Source organism: Arthrobacter sp. SLBN-122 (assembly GCF_006715165.1).
GTDB lineage: Bacteria > Actinomycetota > Actinomycetes > Actinomycetales > Micrococcaceae > Arthrobacter.
Map to the genome: position 1 here is coordinate 752,997 of NZ_VFMS01000001.1, position 21,015 is coordinate 774,011.

General features: G+C 66.8%; 20 protein-coding genes. 5 read left to right on the top strand and 15 right to left on the bottom strand.

Going from position 1 to position 21,015, the window contains the following annotated elements; genetic code table 11:
• Positions 1 to 259: 259 nt before the first annotated feature.
• The 5 genes from FBY36_RS03495 to FBY36_RS03515 all read right to left on the bottom strand — a co-directional run bounded on the left by FBY36_RS03495 (position 260) and on the right by FBY36_RS03515 (position 5,590).
• On the bottom strand, positions 260 to 1,288 hold the full coding sequence (locus FBY36_RS03495) for an o-succinylbenzoate synthase (protein WP_142117362.1): 1,029 nt from the start codon (positions 1,286 to 1,288) through the stop codon (positions 260 to 262).
• A gap of 61 nt (positions 1,289 to 1,349) precedes the next feature.
• Positions 1,350 to 2,366 carry a magnesium/cobalt transporter CorA gene (corA, locus tag FBY36_RS03500; RefSeq protein WP_142117363.1) on the bottom strand — a complete coding sequence of 339 codons (1,017 nt, stop codon included), beginning with the start codon at positions 2,364 to 2,366 and terminating at the stop codon, positions 1,350 to 1,352.
• Positions 2,363 to 2,992 (bottom strand): GbsR/MarR family transcriptional regulator, encoded by a 630-nt coding sequence (locus FBY36_RS20980; RefSeq protein WP_268815547.1) that lies wholly within the window; start codon positions 2,990 to 2,992, stop codon positions 2,363 to 2,365. Before FBY36_RS20980 ends, corA begins: the two co-directional genes overlap by 4 nt.
• Complete coding sequence (locus FBY36_RS03510) at positions 2,989 to 4,608, bottom strand: ABC transporter permease (RefSeq protein WP_235008697.1); 1,620 nt, start codon at positions 4,606 to 4,608, stop codon at positions 2,989 to 2,991. Before FBY36_RS03510 ends, FBY36_RS20980 begins: the two co-directional genes overlap by 4 nt.
• Position 4,609: 1 nt before the next feature.
• Complete coding sequence (locus tag FBY36_RS03515) at positions 4,610 to 5,590, bottom strand: ABC transporter ATP-binding protein (protein ID WP_142117365.1); 981 nt, start codon at positions 5,588 to 5,590, stop codon at positions 4,610 to 4,612.
• Positions 5,591 to 5,643: 53 nt separating this feature from the next.
• Here FBY36_RS03515 and FBY36_RS03520 point away from each other — a divergent pair, with 53 nt between their 5' ends.
• Together FBY36_RS03520 and FBY36_RS03525 are read left to right on the top strand one after the other, a co-directional pair.
• On the top strand, positions 5,644 to 6,834 hold the full coding sequence (locus FBY36_RS03520) for an MFS transporter (RefSeq protein ID WP_142117366.1): 1,191 nt from the start codon (positions 5,644 to 5,646) through the stop codon (positions 6,832 to 6,834).
• 36 nt (positions 6,835 to 6,870) lie between these two features.
• Positions 6,871 to 7,776, top strand: a complete 906-nt coding sequence (locus tag FBY36_RS03525; RefSeq protein WP_142117367.1) for a phosphatase PAP2 family protein — start codon at positions 6,871 to 6,873, stop codon at positions 7,774 to 7,776.
• 28 nt (positions 7,777 to 7,804) lie between these two features.
• Here the strand turns inward: FBY36_RS03525 and FBY36_RS03530 are convergent, their stop codons facing one another.
• The 8 genes from FBY36_RS03530 to FBY36_RS03565 all read right to left on the bottom strand — a co-directional run bounded on the left by FBY36_RS03530 (position 7,805) and on the right by FBY36_RS03565 (position 17,486).
• Positions 7,805 to 9,199 (bottom strand): dipeptidase, encoded by a 1,395-nt coding sequence (locus FBY36_RS03530; protein ID WP_142117368.1) that lies wholly within the window; start codon positions 9,197 to 9,199, stop codon positions 7,805 to 7,807.
• A gap of 3 nt (positions 9,200 to 9,202) precedes the next feature.
• Complete coding sequence (locus FBY36_RS03535) at positions 9,203 to 10,984, bottom strand: N-acetylglutaminylglutamine amidotransferase (protein ID WP_142117369.1); 1,782 nt, start codon at positions 10,982 to 10,984, stop codon at positions 9,203 to 9,205.
• Between the two features lie 36 nt (positions 10,985 to 11,020).
• Positions 11,021 to 12,517 carry an aminotransferase class I/II-fold pyridoxal phosphate-dependent enzyme gene (locus FBY36_RS03540; protein ID WP_235008698.1) on the bottom strand — a complete coding sequence of 499 codons (1,497 nt, stop codon included), beginning with the start codon at positions 12,515 to 12,517 and terminating at the stop codon, positions 11,021 to 11,023.
• Between the two features lie 22 nt (positions 12,518 to 12,539).
• Positions 12,540 to 13,742, bottom strand: a complete 1,203-nt coding sequence (locus FBY36_RS03545; protein WP_142117370.1) for a carboxylate-amine ligase — start codon at positions 13,740 to 13,742, stop codon at positions 12,540 to 12,542.
• A 223-nt stretch (positions 13,743 to 13,965) separates the two neighbouring features.
• Positions 13,966 to 14,805, bottom strand: a complete 840-nt coding sequence (locus FBY36_RS03550; RefSeq protein ID WP_142117371.1) for a gamma-glutamyl-gamma-aminobutyrate hydrolase family protein — start codon at positions 14,803 to 14,805, stop codon at positions 13,966 to 13,968.
• A gap of 127 nt (positions 14,806 to 14,932) precedes the next feature.
• Positions 14,933 to 15,928 carry an aldo/keto reductase gene (locus FBY36_RS03555; RefSeq protein ID WP_142117372.1) on the bottom strand — a complete coding sequence of 332 codons (996 nt, stop codon included), beginning with the start codon at positions 15,926 to 15,928 and terminating at the stop codon, positions 14,933 to 14,935.
• Positions 15,929 to 16,124: 196 nt separating this feature from the next.
• Positions 16,125 to 16,508 (bottom strand): VOC family protein, encoded by a 384-nt coding sequence (locus tag FBY36_RS03560; protein WP_142117373.1) that lies wholly within the window; start codon positions 16,506 to 16,508, stop codon positions 16,125 to 16,127.
• A 423-nt stretch (positions 16,509 to 16,931) separates the two neighbouring features.
• Complete coding sequence (locus FBY36_RS03565) at positions 16,932 to 17,486, bottom strand: recombinase family protein (RefSeq protein WP_142117374.1); 555 nt, start codon at positions 17,484 to 17,486, stop codon at positions 16,932 to 16,934.
• 331 nt (positions 17,487 to 17,817) lie between these two features.
• Between FBY36_RS03565 and FBY36_RS03570 the strand changes: the two genes are divergently transcribed.
• The 3 genes from FBY36_RS03570 to FBY36_RS03580 all read left to right on the top strand — a co-directional run bounded on the left by FBY36_RS03570 (position 17,818) and on the right by FBY36_RS03580 (position 19,797).
• Positions 17,818 to 18,546 (top strand): hypothetical protein, encoded by a 729-nt coding sequence (locus FBY36_RS03570; protein WP_142117375.1) that lies wholly within the window; start codon positions 17,818 to 17,820, stop codon positions 18,544 to 18,546.
• Entirely contained in the window at positions 18,546 to 19,283 is a 738-nt protein-coding gene (locus FBY36_RS03575; protein WP_142117376.1) for a hypothetical protein, read from the top strand. Before FBY36_RS03570 ends, FBY36_RS03575 begins: the two co-directional genes overlap by 1 nt.
• A 319-nt stretch (positions 19,284 to 19,602) precedes the next feature.
• The gene (locus FBY36_RS03580; protein WP_142117377.1) at positions 19,603 to 19,797 is read left to right on the top strand and encodes a hypothetical protein; all 195 of its coding nucleotides are present in this window, start codon (positions 19,603 to 19,605) and stop codon (positions 19,795 to 19,797) included.
• Positions 19,798 to 20,004: 207 nt separating this feature from the next.
• Here the strand turns inward: FBY36_RS03580 and FBY36_RS03585 are convergent, their stop codons facing one another.
• Positions 20,005 to 20,181, bottom strand: a complete 177-nt coding sequence (locus tag FBY36_RS03585; RefSeq protein ID WP_235008699.1) for a hypothetical protein — start codon at positions 20,179 to 20,181, stop codon at positions 20,005 to 20,007.
• Positions 20,182 to 20,277: 96 nt separating this feature from the next.
• Positions 20,278 to 20,979, bottom strand: a complete 702-nt coding sequence (locus tag FBY36_RS03590) for an esterase/lipase family protein (RefSeq protein ID WP_142117378.1) — start codon at positions 20,977 to 20,979, stop codon at positions 20,278 to 20,280.
• Positions 20,980 to 21,015: the final 36 nt, after the last annotated feature.

Consider the following 21,015-nt stretch of genomic DNA (forward strand, 5'->3'; position numbering starts at 1 on the left):
AGGAGCCCGATTGGCCACAGCGCGATGATGACCACCTGGTGAACGTGGTCATTGCGGGGAGGAAGATTTCCACTGTGGGCGGGAACATGGCAACCACCGGGCCGAACACCGGGATGGTCAAGCTGACGGCCGCGAGGCAGAGCCAGGCTGTCCGTATCGCCGCCTTCGCCCTACGCCACCCTACTGCGCCGTGTCGGTACCCGACCCCGGGTTCAATCGATTGCTGAGTATCTGCCGTTTTGGGACCTGAAAATGACAGTTACGGAGCATTCGATGGTTGGGTGGGTGCTGAATTGAGGAGGGCGTGGACGCGGCGGAGCCGGGCCAGCCACCAGTCGCGGCGTTCGGCGGACGCTGCAAACTGCCCAAGCAGCCCGGCGTCGGCGCTGACGTCGCGGAGGCGGATGGCGCCGTCGTCGGACACAAGGGGGTCCAGCGTGATGTCCGATTCGAACAGCGACACGGTTCCCAGGCCGCAGGCGTAGGGCAGCTCCGGCAGGGCGGCGGCGAGCGCAAGGCCAGCACGGATGCCGACGGAGGTGTCCAGCGCGGAGCTGACGACGGCGGGAAGTCCGGCCTGTGCCACGATGTCCAGGGCGCGCCGCACTCCCCCAAGCGGTGCCACCTTGACGACGAGAAGATCCGCCGCCCCGGCCCGGGCCACCCTGAGCGGATCGGTTTCCTTGCGGACGCTCTCATCCGCGGCGATCAGCACCGGCGTCCCGGCCTCCCGCAACCGGGACCGCACCTTAGCCAGGCCCTCGATGGAAGGCACCGGCTGCTCGGCATACTCCAGCCCAAACGGCGCCAGCCGGGTCAGCGCTTCCACCGCGCCCGGCACGTCCCAGCCGCCGTTGGCATCCACGCGGAGGGCTGCGTCCGGCAAGGCGTTGCGGACGGCACCTACGCGGGCAACGTCGTCGTCCAGGGACTGCCCCTGCTCGGCCACCTTGACCTTGACGGCGTCCACCCGTCCGAACCGGGCCAGCACGTAAGAAACGCGGTCTGCGGAAACGGCGGGCACGGTGGCGTTGACCGGGACGGAGTGCCGCACAGGAGGCGGGAACCCCTGCCAGCCCGCTTCGATGGCGGCGGCCAGCCACCGGGACGCTTCGGCGTCGCCATACTCGGGGAACGGGCAGAACTCGCCCCAGCCCGCTGGCCCGTGCAGCAGCAGCGATTCGCGTTCCATGATGCCGCGGAACTTCACCCGCATGGGCAGGCTGACCACATGGGCGCGTGACAGCAACTCGTCCAGTGCGGGGATCAGGGTATCGCGGGCAGGCATGGCTTCACTGTACCGGCGGCTCCGGGGGCAGCAGCGAGGCGGCAGGGGCTATGTAGACAACTCAGATCCACTTGTTGTGCTTGAACGCCAGGTAAAGGACCAGCCCCATCGCCGCCATCAGGCCCAGGGCGTAGGGGTAGCCATAAGTCCATGCCAGCTCGGGCATATTGGCGAAATTCATGCCGTAGATGGACGCCACCAGCGTGGGAGCGAACAGGATGGCAGCCCAGGAGGAGATGCGCTTGACCTGCTCGCTCTGTTCAAAGCTGGACTCAGTCAACCGCTGCATTTCCTCGTTTTGCCGTTGGGCCACTAGGGCTGCGTTCACGGCGAGCGCGTTCTGGAGCAGGGCCCGGAAAGATGCCACGCGTTCATTGATCCGGATGACGTGGTCCAGGACGTCGCGGTAGTGGTCCCGAAGCTCGGTTGCCTGGTCGCGGTCCGGAGCCCCGGCAATCAGGGCCTGCAGTATTCCCGCCAGCGGGCTGGTGGCCCGCTGGAAGATGATCACCTGGCGGGACAGTTCGTAGATGCGGCGGGAAACGTCCGGATCGGCGCCAAAGAGGTCATCCTCAATCTCATCGATGTCGTTTTCGAGCCCGGCCACCACCGGCTCGTATTCGTCCACCACCTGGTCCAGGATGCCGTAGAGTACGGCGTCCGGACCCAGGGCCAGGAATTCGGGCATTGACTCCATTCGGCGTCGGACTTTGGCCAGGTCCGGGGACTCGGCGTGCCGGACGGTCACCACGTACTCATCCCCGGCAAAGATGTGGATCTCGCCGAAGTCCACTTTTTCCTCGTCGTCCCGGTACCTGGCGGGCCTGAGCACCAGGAACAGGCACTCGCCGTAGTGCTCCAGCTTGGCCCGCTGATGGCCGGCAAGCGCGTCCTCGATGGCCAGGGCGTTGAGGTCGAATTCCTCGCCGACGGACTGCAGCTCCTCACCGTCCGGCCGGTACAGCCCGATCCACGCCATCCCCTCGCGCTGCCGGAGCAGGAAGTAGGTCTCGTCCAGGTCCTCGGGGTCCTCGGTGCGCAGCCCGTTCACGTACACCGCGTTGTCAATGATGGTCACGGCGTACCCTCCCCGGACCGCTCCCGCTCCCAGTCGTCCAGCAGGGCCGGCATCCGCGAATTGAGGAACCGGTAGAAGCGGGCCATATCCGCCACGCGGGCCCGTGCGGCCGATCCCTCCGGGAGGGTATCCGCCGTCGCATCCGTCAGGGAAGCAAGCTTTTCGTAGATGGGGCTGTTCCGCATGGACACGACGTACCACTCGTCCTCGCGCAGGGCGTAGAGGTCGCGGCGGCTGCCGGGCTGGGACACCCGGTGGATAAAGCCCACGGTCTGCAGGTACCGCACTGCCCCGGAGACCGCTGCAGGGCTGGCCCCCAGCCGCTCCCCGAGCTCGGCCGCCGTGAGGCTCCCTGTCTCGGACCACACCAGTGCAAGCAGCGTCCGTGCCGGCATCTTGGGGAAACCGGCGGCGGCGAAGGCAGCAGCGGTTCGTTCGGCAGCGGCGACAGTGGCACCGGCATCGGCATCGGCAGACTCAGCAGGCCCGGAAACCGAGGCGAACCCGGCTGTCCCGGATACGGAACCAGGCCCGGGAACCGAGCCGGGCCCGGATACCGAACCGGCCCCGGGAACCGAACCAGGCCCGGATACGGGACCGGCACCAAGACGGGCGTCGGCGCTCATGCCGACCCCACTTCCCGCCGCCGCATCACCGCAACGGACAGTGCGGCAACCAACGCGGCGACGGCCAGCATCCACCATGCACCGCTCCAGTCCGTGGCGTCACCCTGCGGAACCGGTGTGTGGGTGAACGGGGACAGGTTGCGCAGGTTTTGGTCCAGCCCCAGCATGCCGCCGAAAATGCCCAGCATCACGCCCAGGGCCAGCAGCGCCCAGCTGGCGGCGATGGTCGCGGCGGGCCACAGCACGAACACCAGGACGGGAACGGCCAGGTAGATCAGCGCCGCCGGCAATTGGGCCAGGGCGGTTTCCCACAAAGCATCCGCCGGCATGGAGTCACCGGAGCCGGTGAGCGTGACCCACGCACCCAGGCCGGTCAGCCCTACCACCAGCACCACGGCCGCCGCGCCCAGCAGCAGGTAGCCGGCCAGCCACCGGACCCGCCCCACTGGAGCGGCCAGCAGGAGTTCGGCGGTTCCGGCCGTTTCCTCCTGCCGCAGCCTGATGACCGCTTGCAGCGCACAGGCTGCCGCCAGGACCCCGGCCATCGAGAAGATCACCGAGACCATGAGCTGGGTCAGCGAGACTCCCTGTGCCTGGAGCATGGCGCGCATCACCGCCGTGATACCGGTCCCGGGGGTATCAAGGGCGGCCACCGCTTTGCCCAGCGACCCCGCCAGCAGCCCCAGCGCCAGCCCGCTCAGCGCCCAGCCGATGATCGATCCGCTTTGCAGCCGCAGTGCCAGGGCCACCGGACTCCGGAGCCCCGGCCGGGCAGCTGGGCGTCCCGGCCTGGCACCCCACACGCTGGCCCCGGTGTCCCGTTTTTGAAGGATGAGCCAGGCGGACGTCAGACAGACGACGGCGAGCGCCAACGGCAGCAGCAGCGGCCAGGCGCGGTTCCCTGAGTAGGCATACGTCTGCTGGCCCCAGCCGATCGGTGAGAACCAGCTGGCCGACCCCTCGGTCATGGTGGTTCCGTCGGCGCCGGGCGCTCCGGTGGCGTCTCCGATCCCGCGCAGGAGGTAGGCAAGGACCACCAGCGCGGCAGAGACACCGTTGGCGCCGCGAGAGGTCCCCATGAACTGGGCCACGAGCAGTCCCACGCCCAGGAAAGCGAGGCCGACGGCGCCCGTTGCGGTTCCGGCGGTCAGGGAACCTTGCGGGTCCAGGCCCTGGGCGGCAAAGCCGGCGAACACGGCGAGCGCCACGAGGATGTTCGCGGTGACGCCGTGGAGCAGGGTGGCGATATTGGGCAGCAGGCGGCCGGCAGGCGTGGCGGCCACCAGTTCCGCACCGCCGGTTTCCTCGTCGGCCCGGGTGTGGCGTACTGCCAGGAAGGTGCTCATCAGGCCCGCCAGGAGCGCGAGGAACGCGTAAATCAGAAAGAACGTGAAGGCGCCCTGGTCCGCGCCGCGGGGAAGGCCGCGCAGCATCAGGATGGCGGGCGTGGCGATGGCCACCTGCAAGATCTCGGTCCGTGCCGCTGTACTGCCGTAGGTTTGGGTGACGGCGGCGGCCGCAAACAGTGCGAACATCCCGGTGGCCGCCACCCAGCTCACCAGCTGCCAGCGGTCCCGCCGCAGGCGCTGGCCCCACAGGACAAGGAGGACATCCATGTCAGCTCCGCCCCCGCGCGCTGAGCAGGTGCCGCCGCGAACCATGTCCACCGGCCGGTGCGTCACCCTCCGGAGCGGCCGAGGCATCGCCGTAGTGCCGGAGGAACAGCTCCTCCAGCGACGGCGGAACAATCGTCAGGCCCTGGACGCCCAGGGCGCCCAGCGCGGGAAGGACCTCCGCGATCCGGTCCGAGTCGGCGCTGAACCGGACCCGCCCGGCGTCGAGTGTGAGGTCGTGCACCGCGCCCAGACGCGCCAGGGCTTCCGCGTCCAGTCCGTCCGCGGCAAACGAAACTTCGGACCTGGTCAGGTGCCGCAGCGAGTCAAGCGTGCCGCCGTCCACAATCCTGCCGGCGCGGATGATGCTCACGCGGTGGCAGAGCACCTCCACTTCGGAGAGGATGTGGCTGGAGAGGAGCACGGTGGCTCCGCGGTCGACGGCGGCCAGCAGCTCGCGCCGGAAGACCTCCTCCATGAGCGGGTCAAGGCCGCTGGTGGGCTCATCCAGCAGGTAGACCTCGGCTTCGGTGGCCAGGGCCGCGATCAGCGCCACCTTTTGCCGGTTGCCCTTCGAGTACGCGCGCCCCTTCTTGGCCGGATCGAAATCGAACACCTGGCACAGCCGGTCCTTCCGGCGCCGGTATGCATCACCGTCCGCGGTGCCGCCGCGCAGCCGGGACAGCAGGTCGATGGTCTCGCCGCCGGACAGGTTGGGCCAGAGCCTGACGTCCCCGGGCACGTAGGCCAGGCACCGGTGCAGTTCCACGGCCTGGCTCCAGGGCTCGAAGCCCAGGACGGCCGCGGAGCCGGAGGTGGGCCTGGCCAGCCCCAGGAGGATGCGCAGGGTGGTGGATTTCCCGGCGCCGTTGGGACCCAGGAAACCGTGGATCTCACCGCGCTGGACGTCGAGGTCCAGCCCGTCCAACGCCCTGACATGCCCGAAGTGCTTATGCAGATTCGCTGTGTGGACAACGGTGTTCATGCTTCAAGTCTTCGGAGTTTTCACAATTTTATGAAGGTACTAAAGTCCCCACTATGAGCGCCGGCGACCCCCTGCCCAGCGGCCAGGCCGCCCGCTCTTCCTCGGCACCCCTCTATGCCGCCGGGTTCGTCACCGCGTTCGGGGCCCACAGCATCGCGGCCGGATTGGGTGCGCAGAGCGGAAACATCGGCCTGACCCTGCTGAACCTGGGCATCCTGCTGGCCCTCTACGACGTCGCCGAGGTCTTCCTGAAGCCGGTCTTCGGTGCGCTCAGCGACCGCATCGGCGCCAAACCGGTCGTCGTGGGCGGACTCCTCGCCTTCGCCGCGTTGTCCCTGATCGGCCTGGGTGCTGCGGACCCGTTGATCCTGGCCCTGGCCCGGCTGGGACAGGGCGCGGCGGCGTCGGCCTTCTCGCCGGCGTCGTCCGCCATGGTGGCAAGGATGGCCCGCGGCGGAAAGGCCGGCACCTACTTTGGCCGGTACGGGTCCTGGAAAAGCCTGGGTTACATCATTGGCCCGCCGCTGGGTGCGGGCCTGATCCTGGCCGGCGGCTTCCCGCTGCTGTTCGGCACCCTGGCGGCGCTGGCCGCGGTCACCGCGGTGTGGGTGCTGGTGTCGGTGCCGCACCTGGCGCCGCTGCCGCGGATGCGGTACACGGTGGTGGACCTGGCGCGGCAGGTGGGCGAGAGGCGTTTCCTGGTGCCCACGCTGGTGCTGGCCGCCTCCACGGGAGCGCTGGGTGCCGCCGTCGGCTTCCTTCCGGCGCTGGCCACGCGGCACGGCATGGATGCCCTGGCCGGGACTGCCGCGGTGAGTGTTGTGGCGCTGGGCTCGGTGCTGACCCAGCCATGGATCGGGCGGCGGCGGGACCGCTACGCCGTCACCGACAACAAAGGTACGACGGCGGGCCTGCTGCTGATTGCCGCGGGCGTCGGCCTGGTGGCGGCCGTCCCCGGCGTGGTCACCATTTTCGTTGCCGCGGCGTGCATCGGGGTGGGGATCGGCGCGGTGACGCCGCTCGGTTTCGCGCACCTGGCGGACACCACCCCGCCGGAGAGGATGGGCCGGACCATGGGTTCGGCGGAACTGGGACGCGAACTGGGCGACGCCGGCGGGCCCCTGCTGGTAGGCGGCATCGCCACGCTCACGGCGCTTCCGTTCGGGCTGGGCGCCCTGGCGCTGCTGGTGGCTGCGGCAAGCATCCCCCGGCTGGACCCGGTCCAACCCACCCCCACCCCCTAAGCGGCCTTCCAGCTTTTTGTGTCACCCTTAACGGCGATGACTTTTTCACGGCAACTACCCACCAGGGCCCTGGCCCGGCCTGCCCCGGGCTCGGCGTTCCTGTTCGTGCTGTCCACCCTGGCGTGCATTGCCGGCCTGTTTGCCACCTACTACTTCTTCGTCCAGACCACCACCGGACAGTTCATTGACGAGTCCGCGCTGGTGGAAGCGGTGGAGATCCACGGGCCCGCCGGGAAGGCAGCCACCCGGTTCCTGGACCTGCTGCCCACCATCTCGCTGGTGATGGCCGCCGTCGTGGTCCTGTTCGTGACGGTGATCCGGAGGCACTGGGCGGAGGCGGGGATTGCCGTGGCCGCCTGCATCGGCGCGAACGTGGCCACGCAGGTGCTGAAGGACCTGCTGCCGCAGCGCCCGGACAAAGGGGTGTTGACGCTGGAGCTGAATTCCCTGCCGTCCGGGCACACCACCCTGGCGGCGTCGGCGGCGGCAGCAGTGTTCCTGATGGCGTCCCCGCGCTGGCGGCCCATGGCCGGCTTCATCGGCGGCAGCTTTGCCATCGCGTCCGGAGTGTCCACGCTGATCAACCAGTGGCACCGGCCGGCCGACGTGGTGGCCGCGTTCCTGCTGGTGGGTGCGTTCATGATTCCGGCGGGCTGGCTGATCCTGCGCCGGGGTTCGTGGAACGAGTGGGACGGGTTCGGTGAACATGTCGGCTCGGCCCGGATCTGGCTCACGCTGCCGGTGCTGATCGGGCTGGCCTCGGCGGTGGTGGCGGTGTTTTCGCTGATCCGGATTGCGCCCAGCCCGTGGCAGGAGGCCAGCACCACCAACTACTTCTGGGCAGGCATCGCACTGATCGTGATCGCTGGCTACCTGGCCACCGTGGCCACCACCTCACTGTTCGCGTTCGCGGCACGACGGCGGAGCGCACTGCGCCGCTGACCGGCTGCCTTGGGTGCCACCGTAAGGGTCAGCCGGCGTTGAGGCGGGCCAGCAGCAGGGCTTCGGCCACGATGGCGTTTTCGAAATCGCCCAGGTGGATGGATTCGTTGGCCCCGTGCGCCCGCGAGTCCGGGTCCTCCGCGCCCGTGACCAGGATTTCCGCCTCCGGGTACAGCTTGTTCAGGATGTTGACGGCCGGAATGGAGCCGCCCACGCCCATGGAAACAGCTGGAACACCCCACACGTCACCCATAGCCGCAAGCATTGACCGTGAGGCGGGGGACGACGCATCCCCGGCGAACCCCTCGGTCCGCCCGCCCGGCGTGAAGACCACGCCGGCGCCGAACGGTACGTGGGCTTCCACGTGCCGGCGGACTGCCTCCATGGCGGCAGCGGTGTCAGACGACGGCGCCAGGCTCAGGCTGAACCGCGCCCGGGCCGCCGGCTGCAGCGTGTCGGAGGACAATGCCACGGACGGCGCATCGATCCCGATGATGGCCATGGCCGGCTTGGTCCACAACCGCGACGTCAAGGATCCCGAACCGGCCAGCGGCACTCCCGGCAGGACGCGGGAATCGGCGCGGAACTCAGCCTCGGTAAGGGACGGACCCGGCTCCTCCGAAGCCGGCAGGCCCTCCACCGCCACGCTGCCGTCGTCGTGGTGGAAGGAGGCGATGAGCCGGGACAGCGCCGCAACAGCGTCCACCAGCGGCCCGCCGTAGGTTCCTGAATGCAGGGCGTGCTCCAGCACCCGCACCTCGATGGTTCCCAGGACCAGCCCGCGCAGGCTGGTGGTCAGGGCCGGCACGCCCACCTTCCAGTTCCCGGAGTCGGCCACCACCAGCACATCCGCGCGCAGCAGGTCGGCGTGCTGCTGCAGCAGCAGGGGCAGGGAGGGCGAGCCCGCCTCCTCCTCGCCGTCGATGAACACCGTAATGCCCATGCCCAGGTCATTGCCCAGGACCCGGAGTGCGTTGCGGACGGCGGCCACGTGCAGCAGCACGCCTGCCTTGTTGTCCGCCACTCCCCTGCCCCACAACCGGCCGCCGCGCTCCACCGCTTCGAAGGGCGGGCTCTCCCACAGCTCCAGGTCGCCGGCGGGCTGGACGTCGTAGTGCGCGTACAGCAGGATGGTGGGCTTGCCGGGTTCGGCGGGCCGGCGTCCCACTACTGCGGGGGCACCGGGACTGCCGTCCGGGCGGGGTGCCTGCAGGATGTCGACGTCGGCCAGGCCGGCGTTGCGGAGCAGGCCCGCCACCTGCTGGGCGGCCTGGTCCAGCTGTGAGGGGTCGAAGGAGTCCCAGGCCATGGCGGGGATGCGGACCAGCTCAGAGAGTTCGTCGACGGCGGCACGGAAGTCACCGCGCACGGCTTGCCGGAGGCCGGCCAGGACATCCTGGTCCGCTGTTGACGGCGGCGCCATTCGCTAGCCCACCCCGTGGCGCTGCAGCCACATTTCCAGCAGCGCGAACTGCCACAGGACGTTGCTTTTCACCGGGGTCCGCCGGCTGTTGGGATCCTCCAGCAGCCCGTCGATGTATTCGGGGCGGAACAGCCCGCGCTGCTTGGCCTCGGGTGCGTGGAGGGCATCGCTGACCATGGTGATGAACGGTTCCTCGAGGTGCCGCAGGGCCGGGACCGGGAAGTAGCCCTTGGGCCGGTCGATCACCGCGGCCGGCAGCAGCTGCCGGCCCAGGTCCTTCAGGATGCCCTTGCCGCCCTGGGTTGCCTTGAGTTCCGGCGGACACGAGGCGGCGAGTTCCACCAGTTCATGGTCCAGGAACGGAACGCGGGCTTCCAGGCCCCACGCCATGCTCATGTTGTCCAGCCGCTTCACCGGATCGTCCACCATGAGCAGGTGGGTATCCAGCCGAAGGACGGCGTCCAGGGCAGTGTCCGCCCCCGGCCGGGCCAGGTGGTCGGCGAGGACCTTCCGGCTGACGTCGGTCCCGGGCAGCCACTCGGGCTCCAGGATGCCCAGGAGCTCATCGTGGCTGTGGTCAACGAATGCTGCCGTGAAGGCCGGCAGGGCCTGCTCCCGGGGCAGACCGGCCAGCGGCTGGTGGTAGCCGTACCCGCCGAACACCTCGTCGGCCCCCTGCCCGCACTGGACCACTTTCAGGTGCCGGGACACGGTGTCGGAGAGCAGGTGGAAGGCGGTGACGTCGTGGCTTGCCATGGGCTCGGACATCGCGTCCAGGGCGCCGCCGATGGAAGGCGCAAACTCGGACGTGGGCACGTGCAGCCGTTCGTGCCGGGTGCCGAATTCGCGCGCCACCAGGTCCGAGTACTCGAACTCGTTCCCGGCGTCGCCGCCGGCGCCGTCATCGAACCCGATGCTGAAGGTGGACAGTCCGTGCTGGCCCTCGTCGGCGAGCAAGGCAACCAGGAGGCTGGAATCCAGCCCGCCGGACAAAAGGACACCCACCGGCACGTCCGCAACCATCCGGCGTCGTACTGCCGTCCGCAGCGCATCCTGCACGGCATCCCGCCAGTCAACCGCCGACCAGCCCGCATGCTCCGGCTTCCGGGTGTAGTCCGGCCGCCAGTACTCGCGGTCATGCCAAGTGCCGTCCGGGCGGATGGTGCGGATGGTGGCGGCCGGCAGCTTCTGCACGCCCCGCAGGATGGTGCGCGGCGCCGGAACGATCGAATGCCAGCTCAGGTAGTGGTGCAGGGCCACTTCGTCGATGCCCGTATCGATTCCGCCGGATGCCACCAGCGCGGGCAGGGTGGATGCGAAGCGCAGCTTCCCGGGCAGCTGCGAAACGTACAGCGGCTTGATGCCCAGCCGGTCGCGGACCAGGAGGACCTCTTCCCGCTGCGGATCGTAAATGGCGATCGCGAACATGCCCACCAGGTGATGGACAAAGTCGTCACCCCATTTCCGGTACGCCTTGAGGATTACCTCGGTGTCGCTGGTGGAGCGGAAGCTGAACTCGGGCTCAAGCTCCCGGCGCAGCTCCTGATAGTTGTAGATGCACCCGTTGAAGACAACGGTCAGGCCGCCGTCGTCCTCCATGGGCTGCGCCCCGGCTTCGGAGAGGTCAATGATGCTGAGCCGCCGGTGCCCCAGTGCAACCCAGTCGCCGTTCCAGTGTCCCCTTCCGTCCGGTCCGCGGGAGGCCATGGCCCCCATGATTTTCAGAACTGCTTCCCCCGACGCCGCCCTGCCGTTGAATGCGATCTCGCCGGCTATGCCACACATGTTTCTTCCTTGCTGTTTACTGCGGTTGATGAGGTCCTACTGCTCATGTTCATGAGGTACTTCCCGGACCACACGAATGGTCTTCAGGGTGGGGTCGGCAGGGTCCGGCAGGACCATTCCTGCTTCCACGCCGCTCCTGAGGTAATCGATGGCCGCCTGGTTGATCCGTTCGCCGGGCAGCAGCAGCGGCACGCCGGGCGGGTAGGGGGTGGCCATTTCCGCCGCGATCCTGCCTGGCGATTCCTCAATGGGAATGACTTCCACGGGCCCGAAGAAGGCGTCGCGGGGCAGCATCACGGTTTCCAGGAAGAGGTCCTCTTCCTTGGGAATGACGACGGCGGGTGGCCGGGGCAGGGACGGCGCGGCATCAACCAGCGCGCGCAGGCCGCTGAGCAGCTTGTCCGCTGTTTCGTCATCGTCGGAAACGGAAATGACCGCCTCCGTCCGCCGGTGGTCGTTGGTGCCGAGGTCGATCCGGCAGTTTTCCCGCATCCAGTCCGTGGCCTGGTAGCCGCTGATGCCCAGCTGGGAAACGTCGATCAGGATGTGCAGGATGTCCAGGTCGTGGGAGGCTTCCTCGTGGACCAGTTCATCCTCCAGGACGTGCAGCCCGGGGAGCGCCTCAATCTCCTTCCGGACCCGGCGGGCAAGGTCCAGGGCCCGGTCGATCATGGCCTTGCCCTCCTGCACCATCTGCCGCCGCCACCCGTCCATGGCCCCATAGATCAGGGTGTTGGCGCTGGTGGTGGAGAGAACGTCGGCGCACTGGTTGAGCCGGATTGGGTCCACCAGGTTGCCCTGGAGGTGGAAGATCGACCCCTGTTCAAAACCCAGCCCCATCTTGTGCACGCTGACCACGCAGATGTCCGCACCGGCATCCATCGCCCATGTTGGGGTGTCCGGGTGGAAGGGCAGCTGCGCGCCCCACGCCTCGTCCACGATCAGCGGCTTCCCCCGCTTGTGGCAGATCTCAACAATGGCTTCGAGGTCTGCGCACGTTCCGTACGGGGTGGGGCTCACGATCAGGGCCGCGGAGGCGTCCGGGTAGCGCTGCCACATCTCCTCCACCGTTTCCGGTGCCGGCGGGTGGCTCATCTTCAGCTCGTCGTCCCAGCGCGGCTTGATCCAGCGGGGCTGCAGCCCGGACAGCACCAGGCCGGACACCACCGATTTGTGGGCGTCACGGCTGATCAGCAGGTCCCCCTCACCGCGCGTCACGGCCAGGATGGCCGCCTTGATGGAGAGCGAACTGCCGCAGGTGGAGAAGAAGGCCTTGTCAGCGCCGACGGCGGCCGCCAGCAGTTCTTCAGCCGTGGACAGGTAGCCGTTGGAAGACTTGCGGTCGTCCAGTCCTGAGGAGGCAACGACGTCGGCCTTGAAGCTTTGCTCCCCCAGCACCTCCAGCACGCGCGGGTCCACGCCCCGTCCCTGGCGGTGCGCCGGCGGCGTGAAGCCGTACCGGCCCAGCTTCTGGTGTTCCGCCAGCGCGTCAATCACTGGTGCCTGGTTCTGGTCCAATTCATTCTGGCCCAAGGGGGGTCCTCCTGGTGTCGGTTTACAGAGTCTGGTTGTCCAGCTGCGGTGTGCCACCCTGGGTGGGCCCGGGGGCGTTCCCCTGCAGCAGCTTGGTGGATTGCCTGCGCCGGCGGGCGGGCACAGCCTGCCCCCGGACGGACGTTGCAGGCAGGGCCGTGGTGTCGACGGCCTGGGCGATCATGGCGGGAAGGTTTCCGGACCGGCCGAACCATTCCCGCTGGGCAGCTGCCCCGGTCCCCCTGGCCATCACTTGGAACAGCAGCAACTCCACGGTGGCCAGTTCGTCCTGCTCTTCCAGCACTGGACGGACATGGTCCAGCAGGGCCGCCAGCACATCGGACGCGGGCCGTGGCATCCCCTCAACGGGATCCAGCAGGTCCGTCTCCAGCCCGAACCGGCTGGCCTGCCAGCACGCGAGACGCAACTGGGCGGTGGGCACGGGGGCCGGGGACACGCCGTCGCGCCACTGCCTGGCGGCGGTTTCCGCCAATGCCCGGACCAGCGCGGCCACCAGGACCGCGTCGTCCGCGAACAGGCAGACATCAGCCACCCGGACCTCAACGGTGGGGTGCCGGTCGCTGAGCCGTGCGTCGAAGTAGAGGCTTGCCTTGTCCAGCGGGACGCCGGAGGACAGGATCTGCCTGACGTTTGAGTGGTAGGCAGCGGCGGATCCGAAGATCTCGGTCGGCCCCGTGGTTGGCCACCGGTTCCACGCCTGGGAGCGGTAGCCTGCGTAGCCCGAATCCGTTCCATTCCAGAACGGCGAGTTCGAGGCGAGTGCCTGCAGGACCGGCAGCCAGACCCGGATACGGTCCAGGATGGCCACGCCTTCCTCATCCGATTCAATTTCCACATGCACGTGGCAGCCGCAGGTCAGCTGTTCCACGGCGGTCAGCCCGTACCGCTGCATCAACTGGCCGTACCGTTCACCCGGTGCCACCGTGGAGTCGACGGACAGCGGGGACGTTGCGAGCGCAGCCACCCTGGCTCCGGCCTGCCGCGCCAGGGCATCGGCATTCCTGCGTCCCGCCGTGATGTCGCGGGCGATATCCGCCAAGGTCAGCCGGGGCAGGGTGCAGGTTTCAATCTGTTCCTGCTTCATTTCACTGCTGAGGTTGGGGTATTCCGCGGCGCGCTGCAGAAGGCTGCCCAGCGCAACAGGATGGCCGTCGGCAGGATCGACGACAAGGAATTCTTCTTCAACACCTACCCTGCGCGTCATCGTGCACTTCCCATGCAATATGACGTCGCAACAACAACCCGCCTGACTGCGGATTCCAAGAGGTTTTGGGTCAGGTCCGCCACAACAGCTCCCAAGGTCAGTTAGCCGTAGGGCGGCTGCTTCACCTTACCTCCACATAGTAAGCATGCTTATTTCCTTGCCGCAAGCTGGACCGCCGTGGACCCGGCGTCGGATGACCCTTCGCTTAGGGTGTCAGTGCAGGTCAGAAGGCTTCCGGGTGAACGGACATTGCCGGCGTCGAATCCTGCAGAAATGAAGCCGGCGCAGCTGCAACAGATGACGCCGCTGCCGGGCGCAGGCGGGTCAGGTACTTGGCCCGGGCTGCTTCGACGAACCCCTGGAACAGCGCGTAGTCCTCGGTGAGCTCCTCGGGGTGCCACTGGATGCCAAGGGCGAACGTGGCTGCGGGGTATTCAATCGCTTCCACCACCTGCTCTTCTGTCCAGGCCGAGGCAACCAGGCCGTCTCCGAGCTTGTCCACTGCCTGGTGGTGGGCAACGGGAACCATCTGGACGTCGGCCCCGATGAGCTGTGAGAGCTGCGACTCAGGCCGCACTTCCACCGGGATCCGGTTGTACTGGAAGCCGCCCAGCTGGTGCTGGCCGTGGCCAACCACTTCCGGCAGGTGCTGGTGCAGGGTGCCGCCGAGGGTGACGTTCAGGAGCTGCTCACCGCGGCAGATGCACAGCAGAGGAATGTCCTGGCGGATGGCCTCGCGGATCAGGGCCTGTTCCCAGGCGTCGCGTTCGGGCCGCGGCTGGTCGGTGGCGGGGTGGGGTTCCTGGCCGTACAGTGCAGGATCCACGTCCCAGCCGCCGGGGATCAGCAGTCCGTCAAGCCGGCTTACCAGCACTTCGATTACCCCTGCCGCCACAGGCTGCGGCGGAAGCAGCGCGGGGATGCCGCCGGCGGCGATGATGGGGGCAAGGTAGGTTTCCGGCAGGAACGCGGCGCTGACGCCACCACAGCCGGCAGTACCCGCCTGCTCAAGGTAGGTGCTTAGGCCGATGACGGGCTTTACGACGGCGTCCGTGGTTTCCATGTGCTGCTGCAATCCTTCCGGGAAAATCTCTCAGATAAGCGTATAAGAGCCCGGGCCCCGGAATGTTTCAGGCAGGTCAAAATCACATGTCATTGGCGTCACTGCCGGGCGCCGGAATGGAGTGGACCTAGAGGTTGGTCCGGGCCTCCGCGTCCTCCGCATACCTGGCGCCCTGGACGGAAATCCCGGTGAGCAGGCCGTTCAGCCCGGCCAGCTCCGCGTCTGTAAGGACCAGGTCCGCGGCCGCAATGTTCTCCTCCAATCGGTCCAGTTTGCGGCTGCCAGGAATGGGGACGATCCACGGCTTTTGGGCCAGGAGCCAGGCCAGGGCGATCTGCCCCGGCGTCGCCCCTTTGTCCCGTGCGATGCTGCGCACGGCGTCCACCAAAGCCTGGTTGTGGGCCATGGCGTCCGGCCCGAAACGGGGGATGTTGGCACGTGCGTCATTGCCGCCGTCGAACGTCCTGGATGCGCCCAGCGTCCCGGTCAGGAAACCACGCCCCAGCGGGCTGTAGGGGACGAAACCGATGCCCAGCTCCCCGCAGACAACCAGCACCTCTTCCTCCGGGCGGCGCCACCAGAGGGAGTATTCGCTTTGGACGGCGGTGACGGGCTGGACGGCGTGGGCGCGCTGGATGGTTCCGGCTGCGGCCTCGGACATGCCGAAGTGCTTCACCTTGCCGGCCTCGATGAGTTCCTTGACGGCGCCGGCAACGTCTTCGATGGGAACGTTCGGATCCACCCGGTGTTGGTAGTACAGGTCGATCGCCTCCACGCCGAGCCGCTGCAGGGAGCCCTCCACTGCGGCGCGGATGTGCCCGGGATCACTGGTGACGTTGCCGCGGGGCTTGCGGACCACGGGGTCGATGTCGAAGCCGAACTTCGTGGCGATCACCACCTGGTCCCGGCAGGGGGCCAGGGCCTCCCCCACCAGTTCCTCGTTGGCAAAGGGGCCATAGATTTCGGCAGTATCAAAGAAGGTGACGCCGCGGTCCACCGCCGCCCGGAGCAGGGCCACCATGTCTTTCCGTTCCGGCGTGCTGCCGTAGCCGCCGGTCATGCTCATGCAGCCAAGTCCGATCGCAGAAACTTCCAGGCCGCGGCCGAGTGTGCGCTTGTGCATGTGTGCTCCTGTTCGCTGTGGCAGTTCCGTCCTCCCTTGCCGTAGCACGGAAGGACGCGTGGCGGTGATGTTTTGAGCAAATCTTGAGGAATTGGTGCCCCATAGCTTGAGCCACGCCGTGAATAGTTGCAGGTGCCTGGGCGGCGTCTTGAAGTGGGCGCCGCCCGGTACACTCCACGCTCTCCCGTTGACGGCCTCAGGTTATGGGATCGAGCCGCTTGCGCAGGAGACAGAATTCATTTCCTTCGGGGTCCTGCAGCACGTGCCATTGCTCATCGCCGGCCTGCCCCACGTCGGCCGGCCTCGCGCCGAGGGCCAGCAGGCGTTCCAGCTCCGCGTCCTGGTCCCGGTCCACCGGGTTGACGTCGATATGCAGCGGGAGCCTTCCCACCCGCGGATTGCTGCTGGGGCTCAGGAAGATGGTGGGCTGCAGGCCGCCGAAGCCGGCGTCGGGCGGCCCGATCTCGATCGCTCCGTCCTCCCGGTCGATCTCCACATACCCCAGGACATCGCTCCAGAACCGCGCGAGCAGTTCCGGGTCGGCACAGTTCAGGACCAGTTCGCTGATGCGGCATGACATGGTGCCAGTGTACGGACGGCCGCCACCTGCCTGCAGGCAGACACGGGCGGGAAATTACGACGGCGGCAGGCAGCTTCCGGGGCAAAGCCCAGCTCGGAGGGAGACGGCGCCGCTGCGTTGGGGGGTGTTGCAGCGGCACCTTCTTCCGGCGAGCTGGCGTGCTGTCAGACGCTGGTAGATCTTCTTGTTTCCGGTCCCGATTTCCAGATTCACGTCGTGTGGACCCTCTGGTGGTCTAACTGGGGACAACATTGCAGTGCCAACCTCAGGGAGTGAGGGGTAAAGCGTTAGCAAAAGCTCAAGTTACATGAAATTTCAATCCGAGTTTGACCTGAGCTTCTACTGTGGCTGTTGGCGGTAAATGGCAGTCTTTTTGCGGCGCTAAATGTCGCCCTCCTAATCGGCAAGCGCTCGTGACCGCCTTTAGAACGTCGCTCGGGACATACCGAGATCCCGGGCAACCTGCGCCGCGGGCTCGCCACCTTTGACCAGGCGCACAGCGCTTCTGATGTGACGATCAGTGACCCGGCGAGGCCGGCCGCCAAGGTGCTTGCCAGCTTCCCTTCGCTTGATGATGGAATCCGTAACGCATTCGCGCTTGATCTCGTGTTCCATTTGCGCGAGGGCGGCCATGATCGTGAACAACATAGAGCCCATCGGTGTTGCTGTTTCGACGTCGCCTCCGCCCAGGTTCAGGACGCGCAGGCCGGCACGCCTAGTGCGGAGTTCGTCGGCGAAGGCAAGCATGTTCTCGGTGGATCGCCCTAGCCGGTCCAAAGTCGTGATGACGAGGGTGTCACCCTCCAGGAGCGCATCGAGCGCTCGATCGAACTGGGGTCGCGACGCGCGCGCTCCGGAGACACCTTGGTCGACGTAGAGGTCATCGGGCCGAACGCCGGCGGCGAGAAGATCCGCCCTCTGCCGGTCCGTGGACGGCTGCCGCGTCGAAACCCGTGCATAGCCAATAAGTTTCGTCATCTAGGCCTCGAAGTGTCTCATAACAAACGATTCGTACCTCGATTTCATCAGAAGGTTTCGAGGCATAGTTATGAGAATCGCCGGACGCAGAGAAAGTCGCGAGATCTCACAGAAATCGGGGTGCTGCAGGACAGGGCCGGCGAGACGTCTCGTATCCCAAGGGTTTCGAGACGAAACTCTTGGGAACCAACAGCTCCTCCATTACTTGACGCTTCGGGGAGTGGCCCATACGTGATTGCGTATGGACTCGCCTCTGGCGGCGGGTGTACTTTCAGCTGTGGAAGGTTTCACCCACCCTTCTGACGCTGACCGCGAGCTGAATGAACTACGCGTGAGGGCATACGGTCCGGATCACGACATCGATGGTGATCCTCGGGCTCTCGCGAGGTTGCGCGAACTTGAGGCTGCGCACCTCGCCGACGTCGAACGCCGGGAAGACGCCGCCGCGAGTGAAAGCTCGGCCGCGGAAACGGTGAAAGCGGCGGTTCCCGCCGTCGCCTTAAATGAAGCTCAGGGGTCGCCGGAGCCCGGACGGGCGATCGCGCCGCTGTCGCAGCCAGTAAAGGAAAGCTCGTTGCGGCCGCTCCTGCGACGCGCGATGAGGACGTGGTGGGGTCGCCTCGCGCGGGTGGCTGGCATGCTGGTAGTCGCTGCCGCCATCGTCGTGGCGGCCTTCCTGATATCCGCGCCACGACCCGACGCTACCTTGCGTCTGACGGCGGTCGAGGCTGACGACCAGGTCCGCACCCTGGTGACCTCCGCGGAGCGAGCTGGCAGATACGGAATGGACCCCTCAACGCTCCGCGCATACGGGTCGTACCATGGCTTCAATGTCTGGTCCGGCGTGAATGCTTTCGGCTCTCCGTGTCTCGTGGCAGTGCACCGGGCATTCGACTACCTTTCAAGAGCGCGCTGCGCTCCGTTTCCGGCAGACCTCATTGTGGACGTCTCTTCGTCCGGCGACGGACTCGACATACCCGCCGGCGACGGCATCATTAGGTTCATACGTCGTGGCGACACGGTGGACGCCTACGTCTACCTCTTGCCAGAGGCCGACTGATGGACACATCCTCACAGCCCTCAGACGATAAGCGTGAACTGGATGCGCTCCGCAGGAGGGCTTATGGTCCGAATCCCGATATCCAGACTGACCCCGCTGCGCTGGCAAGGCTGGAGGAACTGGAAGCAGCACGCAAAGCGGTCCCGCCCGACGCCGCGGACACCGGCCTCGGCGAACCTGCTGCAGCCGCGGATGGCGCGCCCAGCCCCGATCCCGCCAGGCCTGCGCCGCGAGAGGGCACGCCGCAGTCGCTTTGGCGTCGTCTTACTGCTACACGTGCCCGCCGCAGCTCGTTAGTGGCCGGCGCGCTGGTGGTCTTTTTGGCCCTCGCGTACACCATGGCGTCCCTCGTCGGACAGCCGCGTCCCGATGCCATACTGCAACCAATTGCAGACGAGGCAGAGAACGCGGTGTTCAAGACGCTGAGCTTCTATTCATCGAACGCCGATGAGTCCACTATTCGCGGCTACCAGCCGTATCGGGGACGCCAGCCGGTGTTCCACATGGACAAGCGGGGCTACCAGTGCTTAAGGATTTTCGGACCAGGTTCCCGGGAGTCTGACCCAAATTGCGTACCTCCTGGGGTGGATCTTTTTGCTGACGTTGTTACCTGGCCGTTGCAGAACCAGGACTTTATTGGAGGTATCCCAGGTCTCCCAGACGGGAGCATCGCCCGGTTCCACTACCGCGGACACTCGGTGGACGTCTTCCTCTACCCGGCGTCAAAAGCCGACTAAGGCGCGGACCCCGGAGCCTTGGTCGCGAGCACAACTGCAATCCCCACGATGTAAAATATCAAAGCATGCGTGTGGGGTCCTGGGGTGATGAGCCAGGCGCAGCTCCCGGGCGAGTTACTGCGCTACTGTCGAAAGTCGCATGTCACCCGGTGACTCGAAACCTTCCCGTCCCGAGTCTCAAGGGTCTCTCGGGCTACTTAGACCCGAGCAGTGAAAAACGCCCACCATCCGGCGTTTCCTCAACACTGCTTCAGCGCGCTCTGTCATTCGGGGGGATTGCATGAGTCGAAACTGATCTTCGTACATTGTCACGGGTTCTGTGCCGGAGGAGACACGAGGCGGCGGCATCCCATCTCAGGCCGCCCACGAGGCCACCCGGCCGCGGGGCCTGCCACAGCACCCTGTGGCTGTGATCGCAGTGGGCCAAATCGACGAATCCATCAATCCGGAGCTGATGAGAGAAGCACGCGCCGTCTTCGACTCGATCATGTTCATGTCCGACAAGACCAGTTGATACCATGGGCGATCCCGCCCTCGGGCGCCGGTTCCTTCTCTGAACCCACCTGCATGTCTCATAACCGAGGCGCCTCGAATCCCTAGCCATATGCGCCAGTTGGTTGCCCGGGCGTGCGACATTTAGCGATCCCAGAACACCGCCATTTACCGTCAAAAGTCACAAGCTTCTACCAAGAGAGGCTCATTTTGATGTGAGCAGCAGCCGTCACCAGGCGTCGGTGAGCCAGCTGGCGAACTGGCCAGGGCTCCAGCGGCGCTGGTCCACCGACAGCACCCAGTATTCGGGCCCGTTCATGCTCCAGACGGCGTCGGCGAGTTCGGCGGCCGGGCGGTCTGTCCGCAGCTCCCCTGTGGCGGCAAGATCCTCAACGAACTTCAGCATGTTCGCCGCACGCCGGTCGGAGATCTCCTGCCAAAGCGCCGCGCAGTCAGGCTCGGTGCCGGCGGCATCGCGCAGCAGCGCAAAGCCCCGCCAAACTCAGGCCGGAAGGTTCAGCTGCTCCACAATGATCCGGGCGGTGGCGGGGTCGCCAAGGATTCGGAAATGCCCCGCCACCGGCAGTTCGATGTTGGTGGCCCCGGGCAGGATGCTCCGTTCGGGTATGTGCGGATCGAATGGCCCATAGATGGAGGTGATGCGGCTGTTGATGCTCAGCTCGCGGGACATCTGGAGCGTCAGGGCGTTCTTTGGCGAGAAGATCCGCAGGCTGGGCAACAGCATGTACCGGGCATAGCGGGAGCCGGAGAAGGGTGCGCACACGGCGATCATCCGGTCGATCCGGTGCTCCGGATCCAGCGACAGCATGGCGTATTTGCCGATCAGGCCGCCCTTGCTGTGCGCCACCAGGATGGCATCGCGCAGCCCCGCCTCCTCCAGGTGCTGGGCCACCAGCTTTGCGGCGTCCGGGACCTTCATCTTGTTGCGCTGGAGCACCGTCACCACGTGGACGGGATGTCCGGCGTCGTGGACGGCCTGGATGAGCGGCATCATGAACTGCCAGTTCTCGTACACTCCGGGAATGATCAGCACGGGCGCGCGGGTGCCGTTGCGGAAGGACTCCGGCTTCACGCGCGACAGGAATCCGCGGACCTGCCAGCCCGCGGCGTAGGCATAGTCCTGGGCCCACCACAAGGCTTTTTGCAGCGGACTGATGCGGGCCTCGGCGCCGGGATCACTCATGTGTCGAGAATATCCTCGCCACCCGCACTACCCAGC

Bases quoted from the DNA above. Each gene is read 5' to 3' on its own strand.
- FBY36_RS03510 (WP_235008697.1), bottom strand. From the start codon at position 4,608: ATGGATGTCCTCCTTGTCCTGTGGGGCCAGCGCCTGCGGCGGGACCGC.
- FBY36_RS03535 (WP_142117369.1), bottom strand. From the start codon at position 10,984: ATGTGTGGCATAGCCGGCGAGATCGCATTCAACGGCAGGGCGGCGTCG.
- FBY36_RS03550 (WP_142117371.1), bottom strand. From the start codon at position 14,805: ATGGAAACCACGGACGCCGTCGTAAAGCCCGTCATCGGCCTAAGCACC.
- FBY36_RS03515 (WP_142117365.1), bottom strand. From the start codon at position 5,590: ATGAACACCGTTGTCCACACAGCGAATCTGCATAAGCACTTCGGGCAT.
- FBY36_RS03590 (WP_142117378.1), bottom strand. From the start codon at position 20,979: ATGAGTGATCCCGGCGCCGAGGCCCGCATCAGTCCGCTGCAAAAAGCC.
- FBY36_RS03585 (WP_235008699.1), bottom strand. From the start codon at position 20,181: ATGCTGAAGTTCGTTGAGGATCTTGCCGCCACAGGGGAGCTGCGGACA.
- FBY36_RS03575 (WP_142117376.1), top strand. From the start codon at position 18,546: ATGGACACATCCTCACAGCCCTCAGACGATAAGCGTGAACTGGATGCG.
- FBY36_RS03525 (WP_142117367.1), top strand. From the start codon at position 6,871: ATGACTTTTTCACGGCAACTACCCACCAGGGCCCTGGCCCGGCCTGCC.
- FBY36_RS03495 (WP_142117362.1), bottom strand. From the start codon at position 1,288: ATGCCTGCCCGCGATACCCTGATCCCCGCACTGGACGAGTTGCTGTCA.
- FBY36_RS03555 (WP_142117372.1), bottom strand. From the start codon at position 15,928: ATGCACAAGCGCACACTCGGCCGCGGCCTGGAAGTTTCTGCGATCGGA.
- FBY36_RS03545 (WP_142117370.1), bottom strand. From the start codon at position 13,742: ATGACGCGCAGGGTAGGTGTTGAAGAAGAATTCCTTGTCGTCGATCCT.
- FBY36_RS03565 (WP_142117374.1), bottom strand. From the start codon at position 17,486: ATGACGAAACTTATTGGCTATGCACGGGTTTCGACGCGGCAGCCGTCC.
- FBY36_RS03520 (WP_142117366.1), top strand. From the start codon at position 5,644: ATGAGCGCCGGCGACCCCCTGCCCAGCGGCCAGGCCGCCCGCTCTTCC.
- FBY36_RS03560 (WP_142117373.1), bottom strand. From the start codon at position 16,508: ATGTCATGCCGCATCAGCGAACTGGTCCTGAACTGTGCCGACCCGGAA.
- FBY36_RS03530 (WP_142117368.1), bottom strand. From the start codon at position 9,199: ATGGCGCCGCCGTCAACAGCGGACCAGGATGTCCTGGCCGGCCTCCGG.
- FBY36_RS20980 (WP_268815547.1), bottom strand. From the start codon at position 2,992: ATGAGCGCCGACGCCCGTCTTGGTGCCGGTCCCGTATCCGGGCCTGGT.